General features: G+C 53.1%; 14 protein-coding genes. 9 read left to right on the forward strand and 5 right to left on the reverse strand.

The window, feature by feature from the left end:
* Positions 1-338 precede the first annotated feature (338 nt).
* A complete protein-coding gene (locus J2Z70_RS16850) occupies positions 339-1019 on the forward strand; it encodes an RAP domain-containing protein (RefSeq protein WP_209875123.1) in 681 nt (226 codons plus the stop codon).
* A gap of 440 nt (positions 1020-1459) precedes the next feature.
* Here J2Z70_RS16850 and J2Z70_RS16855 read toward each other — a convergent pair whose 3' ends face one another.
* Positions 1460-2503, reverse strand: coding sequence for a HAMP domain-containing sensor histidine kinase (locus tag J2Z70_RS16855; protein ID WP_209875124.1), 1044 nt, complete (start codon positions 2501-2503; stop codon positions 1460-1462).
* Positions 2500-3174 carry a response regulator transcription factor gene (locus tag J2Z70_RS16860; protein WP_209875127.1) on the reverse strand — a complete coding sequence of 225 codons (675 nt, stop codon included), beginning with the start codon at positions 3172-3174 and terminating at the stop codon, positions 2500-2502. Before J2Z70_RS16860 ends, J2Z70_RS16855 begins: the two co-directional genes overlap by 4 nt.
* A 215-nt stretch (positions 3175-3389) precedes the next feature.
* Between J2Z70_RS16860 and J2Z70_RS16865 the strand changes: the two genes are divergently transcribed.
* The gene (locus J2Z70_RS16865; RefSeq protein ID WP_209875130.1) at positions 3390-5768 is read left to right on the forward strand and encodes an ABC transporter ATP-binding protein/permease; all 2379 of its coding nucleotides are present in this window, start codon (positions 3390-3392) and stop codon (positions 5766-5768) included.
* 187 nt (positions 5769-5955) lie between these two features.
* On the forward strand, positions 5956-6297 hold the full coding sequence (locus J2Z70_RS16870; protein ID WP_209875133.1) for a hypothetical protein: 342 nt from the start codon (positions 5956-5958) through the stop codon (positions 6295-6297).
* Between the two features lie 44 nt (positions 6298-6341).
* Here the strand turns inward: J2Z70_RS16870 and J2Z70_RS16875 are convergent, their stop codons facing one another.
* On the reverse strand, positions 6342-6632 hold the full coding sequence (locus J2Z70_RS16875; protein ID WP_209875136.1) for a hypothetical protein: 291 nt from the start codon (positions 6630-6632) through the stop codon (positions 6342-6344).
* Between the two features lie 160 nt (positions 6633-6792).
* Complete coding sequence (locus J2Z70_RS16880; RefSeq protein ID WP_209875227.1) at positions 6793-8223, reverse strand: DHA2 family efflux MFS transporter permease subunit; 1431 nt, start codon at positions 8221-8223, stop codon at positions 6793-6795.
* Positions 8224-8522: 299 nt separating this feature from the next.
* On the opposite strand from J2Z70_RS16880, the gene J2Z70_RS16885 reads away from it, so the two are divergent.
* The 4 genes from J2Z70_RS16885 (at position 8523) to J2Z70_RS16900 (ending at position 11400) form a co-directional block, all read left to right on the forward strand.
* A complete protein-coding gene (locus J2Z70_RS16885; RefSeq protein ID WP_209875139.1) occupies positions 8523-9104 on the forward strand; it encodes a TetR/AcrR family transcriptional regulator in 582 nt (193 codons plus the stop codon).
* A gap of 120 nt (positions 9105-9224) precedes the next feature.
* On the forward strand, positions 9225-10052 hold the full coding sequence (locus J2Z70_RS16890) for a metallophosphoesterase (RefSeq protein WP_209875143.1): 828 nt from the start codon (positions 9225-9227) through the stop codon (positions 10050-10052).
* Between the two features lie 139 nt (positions 10053-10191).
* Entirely contained in the window at positions 10192-10668 is a 477-nt protein-coding gene (locus J2Z70_RS16895; protein WP_209875146.1) for a VOC family protein, read from the forward strand.
* A 33-nt stretch (positions 10669-10701) separates the two neighbouring features.
* On the forward strand, positions 10702-11400 hold the full coding sequence (locus J2Z70_RS16900) for an SDR family NAD(P)-dependent oxidoreductase (RefSeq protein WP_076076464.1): 699 nt from the start codon (positions 10702-10704) through the stop codon (positions 11398-11400).
* Between the two features lie 24 nt (positions 11401-11424).
* Here the strand turns inward: J2Z70_RS16900 and J2Z70_RS16905 are convergent, their stop codons facing one another.
* On the reverse strand, positions 11425-12636 hold the full coding sequence (locus tag J2Z70_RS16905; protein ID WP_209875150.1) for a sugar efflux transporter: 1212 nt from the start codon (positions 12634-12636) through the stop codon (positions 11425-11427).
* Positions 12637-12891: 255 nt separating this feature from the next.
* Between J2Z70_RS16905 and J2Z70_RS16910 the strand changes: the two genes are divergently transcribed.
* The gene (locus J2Z70_RS16910) at positions 12892-15732 is read left to right on the forward strand and encodes a glycoside hydrolase family 3 protein (protein WP_209875154.1); all 2841 of its coding nucleotides are present in this window, start codon (positions 12892-12894) and stop codon (positions 15730-15732) included.
* A 152-nt stretch (positions 15733-15884) separates the two neighbouring features.
* Entirely contained in the window at positions 15885-20102 is a 4218-nt protein-coding gene (locus tag J2Z70_RS16915) for a hypothetical protein (protein ID WP_209875158.1), read from the forward strand.
* Position 20103 lies beyond the last annotated feature (1 nt).

The following is a 20103-nucleotide window of genomic DNA, read 5'->3' on the forward strand; positions in this document are numbered from 1 at the left end:
GCTGTGGCTGAATGTGTTCTTGATCAAACTTTGTTTCGCTCAAACCCCGGCCTCATGCGGACATTGGCCCCGCCATTTTCGCAGTGGAAAGGCATTTATTTATGCGAAGTCACTGTATGAGTGGAGTATGTTATTGACGGAGGGAGCAAGCCGGTACTATAATCTGAAAAACGGATGAAGCACATCCCGCACCCTGATTGATTGGGTGCGGGATTTTTTGTGCGTGAATATGCCTGTAACTTTAGGTTCTGACGCCCCCGGAAGTGAGTGGAGACAGGTGGGATGATCAAGCTCAGTTTGCGGGGGGAGAGTTGATTTTATAGAGGAGGAAGAGAGAAATGGGATTTGCTGAAGAGCATCAGAGATGGCTGGGATATCATAAGAAATGCAGGACGGGGGAACGTCTGGACCGGCTGGACCGGGGCCACCGGCATGGGGAGCAAATGTTTGTGGAGCGGGTATGGTGGCCGATTTTCGGGAAGTTGGATGATCTTCATCCGGAGTACGAGGTTGCCGATTGGCGGGGCAGGCCGTATTTTGTGGATTTTGTGTGGAAGCCTGGACAGGTTAAGTTCGCTATTGAGATCAAGGGATATGGGCCGCATGTTCAGAATACGGACCGGACCAGATACCGCCAAGAGCTGAACCGGGAGACGTATCTGCAGATTGCCGGATACCGCGTCATCGCCATCCCGTACGATGATCTGGAGTCTGCACCGGAGCAGACCATCTCCCTGCTGAAAGCTGTGCTAACCCCAAGTTTGTTGAAAACCAGTTCGGAGGGGAGCAGTCAATTTACGAGGATAGAGCGCGACATCTTGCGGATGGCGAGCCGGATGAATGGGATGATTCGGCCGGTGGATGTGGTGGAGGGGCTTGGAGTAAATCGGCGGACTGCGAGGAAATATATCAATATTCTATGTGAGAAAGGCAAATTTAAACCCGTTTTGGCGCAGGATAGTAGTCGAGTCTGCCGGTACGAGCTGATTCATAGTTTCATTGATTCAGAGATATGGTAGGCGGAGATGAGGGGCATTAATGCCCCTGAATCCGGCAAAGTTGGCGGCGAGGCGGAGATGAGGGGCACAAGTGCCCCTGAATCCGGCAAAGTTGGCGGCGAGGCGGAGATGAGGGGCACAAGTGCCCCTGAATCCGGCAAAATTGGCGGCGAGGCGGAGATGAGGGGCACAAGTGCCCCTGAATCCGGCGAAAGTCGGCGGCGAGTGAAAATGAGGGGCACAAGTGCCCCTGAATGCAGAGAAAGTCGGTGGCGAGCGAAAATGAGGGGCACAAGTGCCCCTGAATGCGGAGAAAGTCGGCGGCGAGGCGGAGATGAGGGGCATTAGTGCTCCTGAATTCGCAGAAAGTGGGGTAGGCGGAAATGAGGAGCATTAGTGCACCAGATTCCGCCTGATCCCGTCATAAGCGGCCGCAAGGGAGCGCACCCCTCAACTAACCCTCACCCCCCGCCCACCGGCAGCTTGATCGTGAACGCCGAGCCTTGGCCCGGCTCGCTGCGCACCTCAATGGTGCCTTTGCTCAGGCTGATGATGCGCGCGGCGAGCGGCAGGCCGAGGCCGTTGCCCCCGGCGGCGCGGGCGGGGTCGCCCTGGTAGAACTTCTCGAAGATGTGCTTGCGCACCTTCGGGGTCATGCCGATGCCGGTGTCCGCGATGACCACCGAGATCCAGGCCCCGTCCGAGTGGAGCGCGACCGAGATCGTTCCGCCCTCCGGCGTGAACTTGATCGCATTGCCGAGCACATTAAGCCACACCTGCATCATCAGCTCCTCGTTGCCATAATACCGCTGCTCATCCAGCTCAATATCCAGATTGAGCTGCTTGGCGGACCAGAGGGATTCCAGCAGCAGCAGGGCCTGGCGGAGCTGCTCGTCCAGCGGATATTCGGCCAGCTCTGAGAGCATCTCCTGGTTCTCCAGCTTGGATATCTTGAGGATGTTACCGGACAGGTTGGAGAGCTGCCGTGAGCTTTCAATGATCATTCCGGTGTATTCGTTATGCTCCTCCTTGCTCAGATTCTCTTCCTGCAGCAGCATGGCGTACCCTTCGATTGCTGCAATGGGTGTCTTGAATTCGTGAGACACATTCACGACGAAGTCATTGCGGAGGGTCTCGATGCTGCGAAGCTCCTGAACCATAAGGTTGAAATGATGTGCCACCTCACTGATCTCATTGATCCGGTGGGACTCATTCAGATAGATATTGAAGTTGCCGTCTGCAATCTCTTTGGCTGCCCTGCTGAAGTCTGTAATCGGGGCCAGGATCTTCTTGCCCACCATAATAGTGATCGTGGTCCCGACGACCAGGCTGAACAGTATCATCGTCAGAACGGGCGGAAACGGATTGCCGTGCTCCCTGGTATGATTGCCCAGCCGGTAATACAGGAGGGCTATGACTCCCAGGATGAAGACAAAGAACAGAATGATCACGAACACCATTGAGACGAAATACCACCATAGCCCCCTATCTCTTCCCCGAATCATCCCTGCTTCACCACCTTATAGCCAAGCCCTCTGACCGTGACGATTTCAAAATCCGGATTGTCCCTGAAACGCTCCCGCAGCCGGTTAATGTGAACCACCACCGTATGCTCATCCGACTCGGAGTCCATCCCCCAGATTTCATCCATGAGCTGCTGCTTGGTGAAAATTTTATTCGGATAAGAGATCATTTTATAGAGGAGATAGAATTCTTTTTGCGGCAGCACGATGCGATCAGGCCCCTGAATCACGGTTAACGCATCATAGTCCAGTACCGTTTCTCCCCATTCGATTTTGCGTTCGCTGATGATTTTGGCCCGGCGCAGCAGCGCCCCGACACGCAGGAGCATCTCATTCACATTGACCGGCTTGACCATATAATCATCAATGCCAACGAGGAAGCCCTGCTGCTTATCGGCAAAATTCTCCCGCGCCGTCACCATCAGGACCGGAAGCTGACTATTGTTGTCCCGGATCATCCGTGTCAGCTCGAAGCCGTCCATCACGGGCATCATAATGTCGCAGATCATCAGATCGATATATTCCTTATCCAGCATCGCCAGCGCGTCCTCGCCATTCACAGCCGGAACCGTGCGGTAGCCGTGTCTGGTCAGTACAGTACAGAAGAGCTGCCGCAGCTTGGCGTCATCCTCAACTACAAGAATAGTAAACATAGGTTCGCCTCCTGGAACGGTTCCATGTTATAGAACGTATAGCCTGTATATATGTTCTGTGGTTTTTTTAAGTATACCTCATCAAGATCAACTTAATCTCAACCGGGAGTTTAGGTTTAGTTTATATTGGACGATTATACTGGGGAACAGCAGGACAGGAAGCACGAAGCACATACAGAGAATAAGAGTATAGGAATGGAAAGGGAGACTGGACAATGCTGCAATTAAAAAACATTACCAAGAGCTATAAGACCGGCGAATTCACTCAAGTTGCACTGGATAAAGTAAATCTCAATTTCAGAGAAAGTGAGTTCGTTGCGATTCTGGGCCAAAGCGGCTCGGGCAAGACCACGCTGCTTAATATCGTCGGCGGACTGGATCAGTATGACAGCGGAGAGCTGATCATTAACGGCCAATCGACGGAGCGCTTCAAGGACAGTGAATGGGATGCGTACCGCAATAACAGTGTCGGCTTTATTTTTCAGAGTTATAATCTGATCTCGCACTTAAGCATCACGGACAACGTGGAGATGGGGATGACACTCAGCGGGGTATCTTCAGCCGAGAAGCACCGCAAGGCGCTGGAGGTACTGGAGAAGGTCGGACTTAAGGATCATGTGCACAAAAAGCCGAACCAGCTCTCAGGCGGACAGATGCAGCGTGTGGCGATTGCCCGTGCGCTCGCGAACAATCCGGATATTATCCTGGCCGATGAGCCTACCGGAGCCTTGGATTCGGAGACCAGTGAGCAGATCATGGAGCTGATCAAGTCGATTGCCGAGGATAAGCTCGTCATCATGGTTACCCATAATCCTGAGCTGGCAGAGAACTATGCAGACCGCGTAATCCGCTTCTCGGATGGTCATGCGATCTCGGACAGCAATCCGCTGCCTACACAGAAGACCTCAAGTGCGTATAAGCTGAAGCAGACAAGCATGAGCTTTTTCACAGCCCTCAAATTATCCAGCAAAAACATTGCCACCAAGAAATGGCGCACGGGGTTGACCGCTTTTGCCTCCAGTATCGGAATTATCGGTATTGCCCTGATCCTGTCCCTGTCCAATGGCTTCGACAAACAGATCAGCTCCTATGAAACCGGGGCCTTATCCAACTTCCCGATCTCCATCAACCAGACGGCAATGAATTTGCAGAATGCAGGTCCTCCAGGCCAGGAAACAACGGAGCTCCCCTCCTATCCGGCTGAGAAAAAGCTGTATCCATACGACCCTACGGTGAATTCAGCCATCCACACGAACGTGCTGACCAAGGAGTATATCGAGTATCTTGACGGAATCGATCCCAAGCTGATTGACGGCGTCTCTTACACCCGTACCGTGAATATGAACTGGCTGGTGAAGAATGGGGACAAGGCGTCGGCTCTGGATAAAAGCAAGATCACAGTAGCACCGTATCCAAGCAAACAGGGCAGTGCCTCGGGCAGCTATCTGGAGCAATACTATGATCTGCTGGAGGGGAAATTCCCGACAGAGAAGACGGATCTTGTGCTGATCGTGGATCAGTACAACCGTCTGACCGATGGAGCAGTGAATGCGCTTGGACTGGATTATAAAGCAAAGAGTATCAATCTGAGTGATCTGGTCGGAACTCCGCTCAAGCTGGTCATGAACAATGATTATTATAAGCAAAATGGTGAACAGTTTGTAGTCAATGCAACCGGAGGGAATCTGAATGACCTCTACAGCAGCCCCAAGGCGGTTACCCTTAACATTGTAGGTGTGCTGCGCGCACAGGAGGGGTCGACAATCTCAACGCTGTCGCCCGGCTTGGTCTACTCCGATGAGCTGGCGGCTTCCTTCATTGCAGATGCACAGAAATCGGAAATTGTACTCGCACAAGAGAAATCCGATATCAATGTATTGACGGGGCAAGCCCTGTCGGAGGGGGTCGCAGGCGGAGGCTCCGGTACCGGAATGGGCGAGATGCCGCTAGTGAACGCCGGGATGGCAGCGGCAGCCAGCATGTCGTCCATGACGAAGGAGAATGCCCTTGCAGCGCTGGGGGCCACGGATATTCCAAGCGCAGTCTCGCTGTATCCGATTGATTTCAGCGCCAAGGAATCTGTAACGGCTTATCTCGATAAGTGGAATGAAGGGAAGGCTGCCGAAGCTCAGGTACAGTACACCGACCTCGCAGCTATTGTCACCAACATTTCCGGCGGAATTATGGACGGGATTACGATGGTGCTGATTGCTTTTGCGGCGATTTCCCTGGTGGTCTCCCTGATCATGATTGCGATCATTACTTATATCTCCGTGATGGAACGTACGAAGGAGATCGGCGTATTGCGTGCACTGGGTGCCCGTAAGAAGGATATTACGCGGGTGTTCAATGCCGAGACCTTCATTATCGGGGCTTGCTCGGGGATTCTGGGCATCGGCATCACTTATCTGCTGACCATCCCGGTCAATGCCGTCCTCTACAATCTGACGGAGCTGAAAAATGTGGCCCAGCTGAATCCGCTCCACGCACTCGTTCTTGGTGTTATCAGTGTCCTGCTGACTATGCTCGGCGGAGCTATTCCGGCCAAGATGGCGGCGAAGAAGGACCCGGTGACTGCCCTGCGCAGTGAATAACCAGCCGTAGTCCAGAGCAGCCAGACTGAAATAACGAAATAACAAAGAACCAAGGGAATCCGTTCCTTTGGTTCTTTCTGCATTTTATTTCTGCAGGATAAATTGCCATAGATCACAGACAACAAGGGAGATAGTGGGATAAAATAACAGGAAATAGAGATTTCATCATGTACTCAGGAGGGATCAAATGAAAACCAGAGGCAAGTTGCAGGTCATTGCGGGTTTTCTTATGCTGGCGGCTATCATTACCTTGCATGATGTGCTGGAGAATCAGAATCTGAGAATCGTATTATCGATCACTGTAGCGGTAGGCGCTGCTTATTTTCTTTCCAAAATCAGTCTTCCGCAGCAGGTATCCGGCAGAACGATGACGGTAGGATTAGTATCACTGCTGGTATTCACTTGCGCGTACCATGTTCTACTGTCCGTAGTGCTGGAGCAGAGTATATTCGCCAACGGCTTTTGGATTTTCTTATGCGTCATTTACCTGTTAATCTGGATGCGTGCCCGGCTAAGCCCCTCAAAATAACAGACGCCGCTTGCATGGAGAGTAGCCGGAGCAGCAGTCTGGGATTACTCCGCAGAGGGCAGCTGGGCGCGTAGCGTTTTCTTTTTGTTAATCTCCTTGGACAGCTCTAACTGCTGCTGGGAGATTTTTTTGAGTTCAGCCTGCAGCTTGGTGATGCGGCTCATTTTACTGCTGAGGGAGCTTGGGGATGAGCTTAGCTTGCAGTCTTTTTCCAACTGGTTGATCTTGAGCTTGGTCTTGCGGGTCTTCTTCTGCAGCTCTGTAATACCAGCTTCCAACTCTGCGATCTCCTGGTTTAAACGATCCAGCACCGGTCTTGTGAAATTAATAGCCATTCGGGCACCTCTTACTTTTCTTAATATAATAAGCATTCAGGATATCATTGTACTATAAGCGCTATGTATATGCGAGATACGAAAGAAGACCCATGGAGTGCGCTCCGCGGGTCTTCTTCTGTATGCAACCTAGGAAATAGCAAAGCATCAGACGCTCTCCTTAGACTTCTTCGGCGATAACGGCTTGCTGCTTCAGGGCTGGTTCCTTGGCCTGACCCACCTGCTTAATGAAGAAGGAGAGTAAGAGCCCGATAATTCCGATGCCCACAATAACCAGATAGGAATCGTTAATGCCCTGGATGGAAGCCTCCATTAGCATATGCTGCTGAGTCTCGCCATCAGTTCCGCCGCTGGTTGCGATATCCTGGAAGTGAGTGGCGGTACGGCTGGTCATCACGGTGACCAGCAGAGAAGTACCAACTGCGCCGGCGACTTGCCTTACGGTATTGGAGATAGCTGTACCATGTGAATTCAGCCTGGAGGGCAGTTGATTCAGCCCGAGGGTCTGAATAGGCATCAGCAGCAAGGCCATTCCGATCCGGCGGCCGGTAGACATCAGCATCAGATAACCGTAGCTTGTCGAGTCTGTAAGATTCACGAAGCTGAGTGTAGTCAGAATTGTGATCGTCAGGCCGATAATGGCGAGCCATTTCGCTCCGAAGCGGTCGAACAGCTTACCGGTGACCGGCATCAGCGCGCCCATAATCACTGCGCCGGGCAGCAGCAGCAGGCCGGATTCCATAGCGGTGAAGTCGCGGGCATTCTGCAGATAGAGGGGCAGCAGCATCATATCCGCATACATCACAATCGTAACCGCCACACTGATGACCGTGGTCAAGGAGAACATATTATATTGGAAGGCGCGCAGATCCAGCAGCGGGCTCTCGGAAGTGAGCTGCTTCCATATGAATAATCCAAGCGATATAGCGCCTGCGGCCAGCGACAATAACACCTCTGCACTGGACCAGCCAGCGCTGGCTGCCCGGCTGAAGCCGTAGAGCAGGGTGCCGAATCCGATGGTGGACAGGATCACGCTGGTAATGTCGATTTTGGGAAAAGAACGCTCGGCCACATTTCTCAGATAAATAAAACCGCATACGATGACCATAACGGTGAGCGGAAGCATGCCGTAGAACATCATCTCCCAAGAATAACGTTCCATAATATATCCGGCCAGCGTAGGGCCGATGGCCGGGGCGAAGATAATGGCAAGCCCGACCATCCCCATGGCGGCTCCTCTTTTCTCACGCGGGAAGAGGGTCAAAATAACCTGGGTGAGCAGCGGCATAATAATGCCGGCACCGGCAGCCTGAATCATCCGTCCGGTAAGCAGCACCGGGAAGCTTCCCGCGAGCGCTGATACAAGGGTACCCGCAAAGAAAATAAACATCGAGGCCTGGAACAACTCCCGTGTAGTAAATCGCTGCATTAGATAGGCCGTAATGGGAATCAGCACACCGTTAACCAGCATATAGCCGGTAGTGAGCCACTGGGCCGTGGCCGCCGTAATATTGAAGTCATGCATCAGCTCCGGTGTAGCAACACTCATGATGGTCTGATTTAGTGTAGCCAGAAAGGCACCCAGAATCATTACGAAAAGAATAGGTCCCTTGGAAATGGGGTGGGCTTCTTTACTTGCTGTCTTGTTACTCACTATTCTTCATCCTTTCAAACCGCCAACTCATGGACTAAATTTACAATGTGTCGTATAGTTTACAATGTATAAAGTAGATTATAAATGAAAATATCATGTAATCAAGCAACGATTTTCGTGAAAATGTAAATTAGTTTACACTTTGAGGATATGTGTAGTGTATATAGTTGAAAAACGACACTTTTGACTGAAAATGTAGCCTGCTCTCGGGCGGCAGCAGATTGGAGCGAATAGATATGACTAATCCCAACGAGCGGACAGATCCGCGTGTCCTTCGTACACGCCAATTTCTTAAAGAGGCTCTAATAGAGCTGATGGAAGAGATGAGTATAGAGAAAATTACCGTCAACCGCCTTGCGCAGCGGGCCCAAATTAACCGTGTGACCTTCTATCTGCATTACCGGGATATCCCGGATATGCTGGAGAAAATGGCGGATGATATGGCTGAGGAGGTTCTGGAAGTAGTGAGAGAGGATACAGACTTTATGGAAGCCGCACAACAAGAGAAGTGGCCGATGCTGGAGCACCTGCTTGTGCATATTGCAGAGAACGCCAAATTCTACAAAATCGTACTTACGTCGCGGAAGAGCACGATATTTACCGACCGGCTTTTTAAACTGATGGCAGACATTATTTCTGCACGGGTGGAGAGCAGGGTTACCGCGCATGACGCTTCCGAAGTAACGGTACAGAAGGACATCGCTGTGTGGTACGGCTCGGCGGCCCTCATTGGCACCATCATCGCCTGGCTCCGGGAGGATATGCCGTATACACCGCAGTATCTGGCCAAGCAGATCACTTCGCTACGGGCGAATTGATTGCCGGAGGCAGATCAGGATGGCTCCACAGGTCCAAGAGCAGCCAATTCCTCCCGCATATAAATAGTAGAGACTACTATGTATTCTGAAGCTATTTTTGATGAGGTGGGGTGGTGCGAGATGAAGAGACAGGCAAGACCGGCACGGAAGCGGGTGCTTCGCGCCAAGCGGCAGGCTGTACCCGGAGTGAAGCGCAGAATCAAGGTGCAGACAGTTGAGTTTGCGGTGTTTGGTGACAGCCATGTGGGATATGGTAACAGCTTGAGCATCTTTAAGAGTCTTTTGCCTAAGGCAGTGAGCAGCGGGAACAAACGGTTCATCATCTTCGGGGGAAATAACACCCAGGCGGGGGCGGATCACAGGAATAACGCCGGGACGTACTATAAGGAATTCAAGGACACCGTTACCAGTACGCTGGGAAGCATCCCTTACAAGGCTTCTATTGGAAATTGGGAGGCCAGCACACGGTCGTTGTTCACTCAATACTTGGGGGCGGTGTCCGGACAGATGAATTTCCCGGGAACGCAGGGCAAGGTGAGATATGTATGGCTGGATTGCGCACTGGGCCAGTTCACGCCGGCCAGCCTCAATCTGCTGCGTAATCTGGATGACAGGTATTTCTATATTATTGATTTCCACTGGCCGCTCCGGGTACAGGGCATTACGGTGGATTCCAGCCATGTGCTCAGTGCGGCCGAGACCTCCAAGTTCTTCACAGCCATTCCGGCAAAAGCCAGAGAGAAGGTGCTGGCGATCTTCACACATCATGGTCACAAATTCTACCGGAAGCTGAATAACATCTATCCGGGGTACACGAAGACCAAATTCTTCGTCACCGGCTGCTCCGGGGAATACAAATGCAAGCCCGGCGGGAATATGGGCTATTATAACGCCACATTAACCAGCAGCGGATCAGGCTATAAAGTCGAGGCTTTTATTGCCCACTAAGCTTATTAGACGGAGCATAACTGAGGAGGATGTCTTCAAGGACATTCTCTTTTGTCTTTTGCTGCCTTATGAGAGCTTGACAGCCCTTTCACAGGTTGGGTATGGTTGTCTGGTCAGCAGATAAAGGAGGCAGAACAGAATGTCAGGATTACTTGGAAATCACTTCATGACACAGATTGGGATTCTGGTTCACGATATCGAGAAGGTGAGTCAGGCGTATGCAGACTTTTTCGGACTGGACAAGCCTCAGATCAGCATCACGGACACGGCAGACATTGCCCGGACGGAGTATAACGGCGGAGGAACAGGGGCGCGGGCGAAGCTGGCTTTTTTCGACATGGGCTCCTTGCAGTTAGAACTGATTGAACCGGATCATGAACCGAGCACCTGGCGCGATTACCTGAATGAGCACGGGGAAGGGGTTCACCATATTGCGTTCGTGGTCGAAGGCATGAAGGACAAGATCATGCTGCTCGAAGGCAAGGGATTCCCGCTCCAGCAGAAGGGCGAGTATACCGGCGGACGGTATGCCTACTTGGATACGTTCAAGGAATTGAAGGTAGTGCTGGAACTGCTGGAGAACGACAACGATAACAGTAATAATAAGGATCAGTAATACAAATAGAATTCAGACGGGAGGAATTATACAATGAATATTCTGATTACAGGAGCGGGACGCGGACTGGGCCTTGAGCTGGCGGCGGCTGCACTGGAACGTGGACATGCTGTTATTGCCGGGGTACGGGATCTGACGCGCGGGCAGGCAGCCTTAGCTGATCTGGCGGCAGTACACGGGGATAAGCTGACTCTAGTAACGCTTGATGTGACGGACGAGGCCGGAATAGCAGCACTTGCCGCCAGCCTGACAGAGCAGGCCCGGACACTCGGCGTCATCATCAATAATGCCGCAGTGCTGAATGCCACGGACACCCCGCTTGAAGAGCTGGATATGGAAGAGATGCAGCATGCCATGGACATCAATCTGTACGGGCCGATGCGGGTGGTCAAGCACCTTCTACCTCTGCTGACAGGGCCGGATGCTTCAATCATTAATATATCATCAGAGGCAGGCAGTATCACCAATGCTTACCCGGGCAGCTATCCGTATACGATCTCCAAGACCGCGCTCAATATGTTCACGCAGAAGCTCCATGTCACGCTGAAGGACCGCGGCATCCATGTGCTCAGCGTCCATCCCGGCTGGATGCCTACGGATATGGGCGGAGCTAAGGCACCGCTTCACCCGCGCACCAGTGCCGAAGGGATTCTGGACCTGATCGGGCAGAGAGCCGAGCCGTCCGGCCATTTCAGATTCGTGGATTACACAGGGAAGGATATGGATATCTAGCTGCCATGCCCGGCACTTCACCTGTCAAGAGGCGAGTGGAGTTGTAATGTTCTCGTCCGGAGAGCGGCGGGGCCAGAGCAGCAATCCCAGTGAGCAGACTACCAGCACTACGCAGAGCAGGTAGGAATGGCGGTATCCTAACCACTGGGCTGCGGCTCCTCCCGCCAGGCTTCCGGCCAGTCTGCCGATGGTTGTAGCATTGGTGTACAGCGTGGAGGCATAGCCGGGAAGGTCCGGCAGCAGATCCTGAATATAGCTGATGCCAATTGCAGAGATCACAGCGACAAAAAAAGCCAGCAGTACCTGTCCGGCGATGAGCTGCCACAGCTCACCTACTCCGATCACCAGCGCATAATAGATTCCCCCCATTGCCATTCCCCAGCCCAGCAGCGCCTTGCTTGTGTATTTGGCTGACAGCAGCCCCAGCACCAGCATGAACGGAATTTCCATTAACGCACAGATACTGGCCACCGAAGCTACATTCTGTGTAGTGCCTCCCAGCGTATTGACAATGAACAAGGAGATATTCAGATTATTGGCCCAGTGTCCGGTATAGAGCAGGGTCAGGATGAGAAAAGGAACCAGTACCCTGGCATTCCTTTGCACCCCGGCGGGCTGCCGGACACGATGTTGAAGCTGCTGCTTGGCGGCTGAAGGCCGTACGAAGCTGAACACCAGAAGAGCATTGAGCAGGAAGATCAGAGTGGTCGACGAGAAGATCCCCTGAAATCCGAAGCGGCTCAGGAGGGCGGCTCCTACCAGGGGACCGCTGATGAAGCCAAGGGAGAACATCGAGCGCAGGGCCGAGTTAGCCAAGGCATGATCAGGAGAGCTGCTGGCGCTCACAGCTTCTCTGGCACTGGCGAATAATTGCGGCATCGCCGGGGCGCCGGCTGCGGTGAATATGGTCATATAGGCCAGCAGCGGGTAGAAGTCATGGATGAATATGTATCCGGCAAAAGCAACCGCGTTGAACATCATACAGATCACCATCAGCCTGCGTCGGTTCAGCCCGGCGTCGGAGCGTTTGGCAATGAACATGCTTAAGGCTACTCCGCTAAGCAGCGTCACCGCTGTAAATATTCCGAAGGTTCCGGCGGATACGCCGAGTTCTTCTGTGAAGTAGACCGCCAGGAATGGAGCGCTGATCGAGATGGCCATTCCCTGGAACAGCATGCAGAGCAGGAATATAGGATAGCTTGGAATGAGGAGCAGAGCATAGGTTCTTTTGAGCATAGAGTGTGTGAACTTCCTTTCAGCATTGTTTAGTCTTAACTTCGATTTATCTATAGTATAACGTCAATAGTATGTGATGTATCTGATTAACGTCTTTACAGTACGGAATCCCTAATAATGAACTGATTTTTGGGCCAATTGTTCAGGTGTTATTGTCAGGAAGGATCTTTTAAGATGGAGGAGGATAGGACAGCCGGGCTGTGCGGAGGAAAGAGGATGCTGGTTTGGCTGGAGATGAAACCGTTATCATGAAGAATGAAGGAGAGATTACATTTGGACGCTGCTGCATATCCCTTTAGACAAACGGAATTGCCATTAGATGAACGTGTTCAGGATCTGCTCTCCCGGCTGACGCTTGCGGAGAAAGTCAGTCTGATGCCGCAATATCAGGCTGCCATTGAACGGCTGGGTGTAGGCGGTTACAAGCATGGAACGGAGGGAGCGCACGGGATTTCATGGCTGGGCAAAGCCACCTCCTACCCGCAGCCAAGCGGCCTCGCCTGTACCTGGAATCCGGCGCTGCTGAAGAGAATCGGCTCGGCGATCGGGGATGAGGCCAGAGCCTTTTACCGCAAGAATCCCACTATTAACGGCTTGACTCTCTGGGCACCGACTGTGGATATGGAACGGGACCCGCGCTGGGGGAGAACAGAGGAAGCCTACGGGGAAGACCCTGAGCTGACAGGCCGGCTGAGTATAGCGCTCGTCCAGGGAATTCAGGGGGATCATCCGGTGTATCTGAAAGCGGTAGCGACCCTGAAGCATTTCCTCGGGAACAATAATGAGATCGACCGGGGGGTGGCTTCGTCCAGCATTGACCCGCGCAATATGCGCGAATATTATCTGGAAGCGTTCAAGCCTGCCTTCAAGGAAGGCGGCGCACAATCCATGATGACCGCCTACAATTCGGTGAACGGCGTGCCGGTTATCCTCCATCCGGCAGTGATGGAGATTGTGAAGGGCGAATGGGAGATGGACGGCTTCATTGTCAGCGATGCCGGAGACCTGTTCGGGATTGTGAAGGACCATAAGTATTATGATTCCTTCGCAGAGTCCATGGCGGAATCCATTAAGAATGGCATTGACAGTGTAACCGAAGAGACAGAGGAGACCATTAAGGTTATTCACGAGGCGTTCCGTGAAGGACTGCTGACCGAGGCGGATCTGGACCGCGCGCTGGCGAACACCTTCCGCGTCCGCTTCCGGCTCGGTGAGTTCGATCCGGAGGAAGGTAATCCGTATACGAAGATAGACGACTCAACCATTCTCAGCAAAGCGCATGGCGAGCTGTCACTCGAAGCCGCGAAGGAATCCATCGTGCTGCTGAAGAACGACAACGCTGCCCTTCCGCTGAATGCAGCCTCGTTGTCCAAGGTCGCTGTGATCGGCACGCTGGGGGACGAAGCGTTCAGAGACTGGTATTCCGGTACGCTGCCATATGCCGTGACCCCTTTGCAAGGAATCATCAAGAAGCTGGCAGGTAAGCAGGTCACCTTCGAGAGCGGGGATGACCGGATCATTCTGACCTCCGCTGCCAGCGGACAAGCAGTGGGCATCACGGGCGAGGACGGACGGCTCGCAGTGCTGCATGATCAGCCGGAGCGGGGAGAGATGTTCCGCCATACGGCGTGGGGCTGGACTGCTCATACCCTTGAATCTGCCAGCAGGGGACAATATGTTACCCTGACAGATGCCGGCACACTGACCGCTTCCGCTGATGAAATCTATGGCTGGTATGTGAAGGAATCGCTGAATCTGGTCCCGGAGGGGGAAGGCACCGTCAGCTTGCGTACCTGGAACAATCAGCCGCTCGTTATCAGTGCTGAGGACGGAACCATTCGCGCTGCTGAAGAACAAACGTCTGCCGAAGCAGCCCAATTCCATAAGAAAGTTGTCGTGAACGGCGTAGAAGCAGCAGCAGAAGCGGCCCGGGCCGCTGAGGTTGCCGTTGTATTCGTCGGTAACCATCCGCTCTTGAACGGCAAGGAGGAGATTGACCGGCCGGATATCGTACTGCCCGCAGAGCAGGAGAACCTGGTCAAGGCTGTCTATGCCGCCAACCCGAACACCGTCGTAGTGATCGTCGGCAGCTATCCGATTTCCTCCACCTGGATCGACGAGCATATACCGGCTGTGCTGTACACCTCGCACAGCGGACAGGAGCTGGGCCATGCAGTCGCAGATGTCCTGTTCGGCGATTACAGCCCGTCCGGCAAGCTGAATATGACCTGGTACCGCAGCGTCAGCCAGCTGCCTGAATTCATGGACTACGATATTATCAAAGGCAAGAGAACCTACATGTACTTCGACGGTGAACCGCTCTATCCGTTCGGTCACGGTCTGAGCTATGCGCAGGTGAATTATAACAAGCTATCACTGGCAGCGGAGGAAGTACAGCAGGATGGTATTATCAGTCTGAACGTAGAGCTTGAGAACAGCGGGAGTGTAGACGGTGACGAGGTAGTTCAGCTGTATGTCCAGTGCTTGTCTACCCGGATCAGGCGTCCGCTTAAGCAATTGAAGAGGTTTGACAAAATCCGGCTGGCTGCCGGACAGAAGCAGACGGTCACATTCACCTTACCGGCCGCTGAACTTTCCTTCTGGGACGTCAGCCGCGAACAGTACTGTGTGGAGGATGGGGAATACCAGCTGATGGCAGGCCGTTCCTCGGGAGATATCCGGCTGTCAGCCACAATCAGGTTGCATGGCGAGACCGTTCCGCCGCGTGATCTGTATGCGCCGGTTAAGGCTGAGAATTACGATGATTACGAAGCAGTTTTCCTTGATGAATGCAAGGCTGGCGGCGCTGCGGTGCATCCGGTGAAGGAAGGGGCATGGATCGCCTTCCATAATGTCCGGTTTGCAGAGGGTGCAGCAGGCGTCGAGATGCTTGTATCCTCCGTCAAGGGAGGCGTGGTTGAAGTCCGGACCGGCAGTCCGTCCGGCAAGCTTGCGGCAACGCTCGCGGTTCCGGCAGGCGGGGAGCAGCAGTGGCATGGCCAGTCCGCTATAGCGGGTGTGGATGCCGGAACCACAGATGTATATCTTGTCTTGCGGGGTGAGGTTCTGCTCAGCCGCGTGCAGTTTACGGTGTAGGTATTCTTGCATTGCGGGACCTTTGTGTAGATGTGAAAAAAGCTTCTGGATGGCCCTTTGGGCGGTCCAGAAGCTTTTTTGTTGAACTGGCTGTGAATCAGTCCCTAAAAATACCATTACTTGTATACGGAATAATCAGGGAGTGACCTTCTATGCCAAGCAAGATTGCAGTGCATAAACCGGCAGAGCCGCAGAACGTGACCCACAGAAGACCAGTGCAAGTCCCGCTCGCAGACAAGGCGGCATTGAAGCCGCCGCTGCGAACCCCGCTTGAGCTCAACCAGCTGGCCCACCGCCTTCGAACAGCCCCGGAGACTGTAAGCTCCAGAGAGTTCAATCTGCTCAGCGGTGTAATTGGCCTGCGGAGCGCGCTTATGCTGCTGGACCAAGGTAAGCGAACCAAGTCTGAACAGGCTGAACAGACCCGCGCGAAAGCAGACAAACCTAGCTTACCTGAATTAGGCTCCAAAAAAACGGCTGAAATCAAGTCTCCACCAATCATCAAAAAACCGGATACGGCCCGGGCCATCCATGCCTTCAGGAAAACCTCACAGTCGGAAGCCATGCGGGGAGGGAAGTCAGAGGTCAAGCCTGCCGTAGTCCAAGCACAGGCAGAGAAGACTGGAAAAGCGGAGGCGGCGGCTATACATGCCCGGTCAGAAGGTGGACTCAAGCCTCCGGCGAAAGTGAGCTCCAGTGCGAAGCCGGAACGCAAAACGGAAGCTAAGATGGGCGTTGAGGCAGATGGGAAGACCTCTGCCAGAATAGCTGCGCCAAGGCAGAGGCTGGCAGACAAGCCAGCTGGGCCGGAGCAAAAGTCTGCAGACAAGCCAGCTACGCCAGGACTGAAGTCTACAGCAGCAGGTCCACAGTCTTCTGCCTCGCCTCTGAAAGCAAGGAGAACAGGTGCCAAGGCTCCGGTTATTCATATTAAAGGCAGCAATCCGGGCGGCATAATCGGGCAGCTAAGCAGCGTTGCTCCGGCTGAAATCACTCAGGCGTACAACCAGGCGGTAGGTGTCTCCGGTGAGGCGCTGGGGCAGCAAAGACAGCAGGCAGAGAAGGCGCTGCCTGTCATTGCGGCACCCACTGGCATCGCACCCGGCCCGGCTGCTGATCCTATGAAGCGCACAGCGGCAGCTCCGCTGCCCGCCGCCAAGCTGCCTGCTTTTCAGAGCGGTAAGCAAGGCGGGGATACGTCAGCTGGAGTAAACAGCTTTCCTCAAGTCACCGAGGAGACAGATCCGGATCAGATGATGGAGGAAGCAAGCAGGTATGCGGCGAATCCGCCGGAGGTTGCTCTCACTGGTGAAGCTGATCCATCCCAGGTGGAGAGCTTTCAGGCAGAAGCCAAGCAGCATGTGCAGACTGTACAGGCTTCCGAGCTGGAGCAGACCCGGCAGGATTTCGGAGAAAACCGGATTCAGCCCAAGCCGGATAAGAGCATTCTGCGTTCTGCGCATACGATCCGCGCGGTGGCGCCGCCAGCTTTTCAACTGAAACCCGCGGGTTCAATTCCGCCCGATGTAGCTGGCTACCTCAACCCGCAGCTGGCGGCTCAGCTTCAGGTCTATATGGAGAATAGTCAAGCGAAGTACCAGAAAGGAAAGGCGCCGTTTGATGCGGGAGTCACAGCTGCAGAGGGCGATACCAAGGCAGAGATCGAACGGCTGAAGACTGAAGCATCCGGGAAGCAGCAGACTGAGCAGGCTGCGGCTAAGGCAGAGGTCTTAGGATACCGGACGCAGTGGCAGGAAGAGATCAAGGCCACCAGCGGGGAATTCGACCGCGAAGCGGGGACAGCAGCAGCAGAGAAGAATCGGGAAATCAAGGGAATCAAGGATGAGAAGGAAGGCGAGGTTAAGCGCAAGCTGTCTGCTGCAGAAGCTGAATCCCGCAAGGAATACAAGAACACGAAGAGCCAAGCAGAGGAGAAGCAAAAGGAAGGGGAGGCTGAAGGAGAACAAAAGAAAAAGGCCAAGAATCCCTGGGAGTGGCTCAAGCAAAAAGGCAAGCAGATTGGCGAGGCCATCCAAAAGGGGATGAATTTCCTTTTCACACAGCTGCGCAAGGCCGTCAAAGCCATTTTCGATAAAGCTAAACAAGCGGTTGTTGGGCTGATTGAAGCCGGCCGGAAGCTGATTGTCAGTGCGATCAAAGGCTTCGGGAACGTGCTGAAGGGAATTGCGAATACCCTATTTGCCCGCTTCCCGGGCATTGCCAAGAAGATTAACGGCTGGATCGACCGTGCGGTGAACAAGGCAGTTCAAGTTGTGAATACGGCTGCTGCTCTCCTGAAGAAGGGAGTAAGCGCCGCCCTGGATTTCATGGGGAAAACGGTGGATAAGCTGTTCGCCGGCGTACAGTCACTGTATAACGGTATATTATCGGGAATTGGAAAGTTCTTGAGTGGTGAATTTAAAATTAATTTCGGCAAGGCGCTGGAGGTTGCACAGATTGCTGCGGAGGTTGCGGCTGCTTTTGCTACGGGCGGCGGAAGTGTCCTGGTGCAGATTGCCACTTGGCTGACCTCGACCCTCCCTAAGCTGCTGCGTCAGGCGAACACGGTCATGACTGTGGTGAGCACCCTGCGGAATTTCAAGGTGCAGAATCTGAAGCAGCTTCTGAATCCGGCGGGCTTGGGCGGCTTTCTGGTCAAGGGGCTGTTCGGTGAGCTGAAGCCACTACAGACAGGCCAGGGAGATGATAAGGAGAAGGACAAGGATGGGGGCAAGGCTCCAAAAGGCGGAAGCCAGGAAAAAGGACTGATGAGGGTGCTGCAGCTTCTTCAGGGTGTGTTCGAACTTCTTCAAAAGACAGTCGGCAAGGTGTCAGGCGCGATTAACAAGGCTCTGCCGGTGATCAACATCTCGGGCAAGTCGTGGTTCAATCCGTTCAGCATGGTGTATGCCGGTATGGTTCAGGGTCTGGAGGTATTGAAGAACCCTGCCGAGGCTCTGAGTGAGGGGGCAGGCAAGCTGAAGGAAGCGGCTGGAGGCTTGTTCAAGGGGATTCGTGAGAAGGTAACCGAAGCCGCCGGCGGCATTAAAGCAAAGGTTCAGCTGCTCGGAAAACCGGCTCAGCTTATGTCCGTCTTGGCTAACAAAGGCGTCGATATGGTACTGAATTTCATCATCACCAATCCGCCGTCAGCACTGATTAAGGCTGTATTCAAAGGAATTGAAGCCGTGGCTGGCCAATCACTGGTTGATCTGATTCGCCAGCATATTCCGTTCGCAGACAAGCTTATTAACAAAATTGCAGCGTCCAGCCCGGTCCAGGGCCTGCTTCAGCCGCTTCAGGGGCCTGTGGATAAGGTAGGCGGATTGATCGACGAAGCCACACAAGGAGCAACGGGACTTGTGGATGAAGCCCAGTCGCAGACCAATCAGGTCTTCGGCAACGGCACGAAGCTGCTGGCTAATCTGTCCGGGATCACCGGCGGTGCGGGCAAAGACAGTCCAGGGAAAAACAGCTCAGGCAAAAAAGAAGAACCCAAGGCCAGCGGAAAAGCGGGCGCTGCCAAAAATGAAACCACCGGTGACTTCCTCGGCACTGTCAAGGGAGGCGTGCATACCCGCCTGTTAGCCTTCGGCAAGAAGCTTTTGAAATCAGGGGTTAATCTCGTAGCCGCGGGTGCCGGGAAGCTTAAGAACGCCATTGCCGGCCTGCTGGTCAACTTCAAAATCGGCAAAGAAAGCCACGAGCTCTGGGTCGAGAAACGCGGCAGCGGGCATGTGGTAATGATGGCTAGTGAGAATAAACGAACCGTACCCAAAATTATAGAGGGATTTAAGATACGAATAGGGAATTTAGACAAGGTTAAAGTTGGAAATAAAGATTTTAAAATTCACGAGCGAATCAAGCAATTAAAAGAACGTAATACCAAGATAGAAGCCACACCACAGGACAAGTTAGTGAATTCAGATCTTGAAACTATCGCGTCTGTGATCAGTGAGGTTGAACAGTATCTGGAGAACAAAGAGGGTGGGGCTGAGGGGAAGGGTAGTACTGTATTTGAGAATGGTCGGGCGTCAATTGAAACATTCAAGTCAAATCCAAAGGTTTTTAGTGGAAAATCAGCTGAAGAAATTGCAAAGATCTTAGAAGATGCAGGATACGAAGTTACAGTTCAGGCTTCTAAAAAATCAAGATCGGGTGCGAAAATCATCAAAATTCAAAATACTGGAGGAGATAAGAACATAACACAAATGCAGGTTTCTCCTGGTGGAGGCAGACATGGTGAAAGTCCATACGTTAAAATAAGCACCAGTGATCAGGGAATTATTAAAATTGTCGATGGTTCTGAAAATGTGTATAAAACAGACGGTGCAGAAACTGCAACTATTATCTTTACAAGGAGGAAATAAA

The sequence above is a fragment of the Paenibacillus silagei genome (assembly GCF_017874735.1).
In the GTDB taxonomy this organism is placed as follows: Bacteria; Bacillota; Bacilli; order Paenibacillales; family Paenibacillaceae; genus Paenibacillus_AQ; species Paenibacillus_AQ silagei.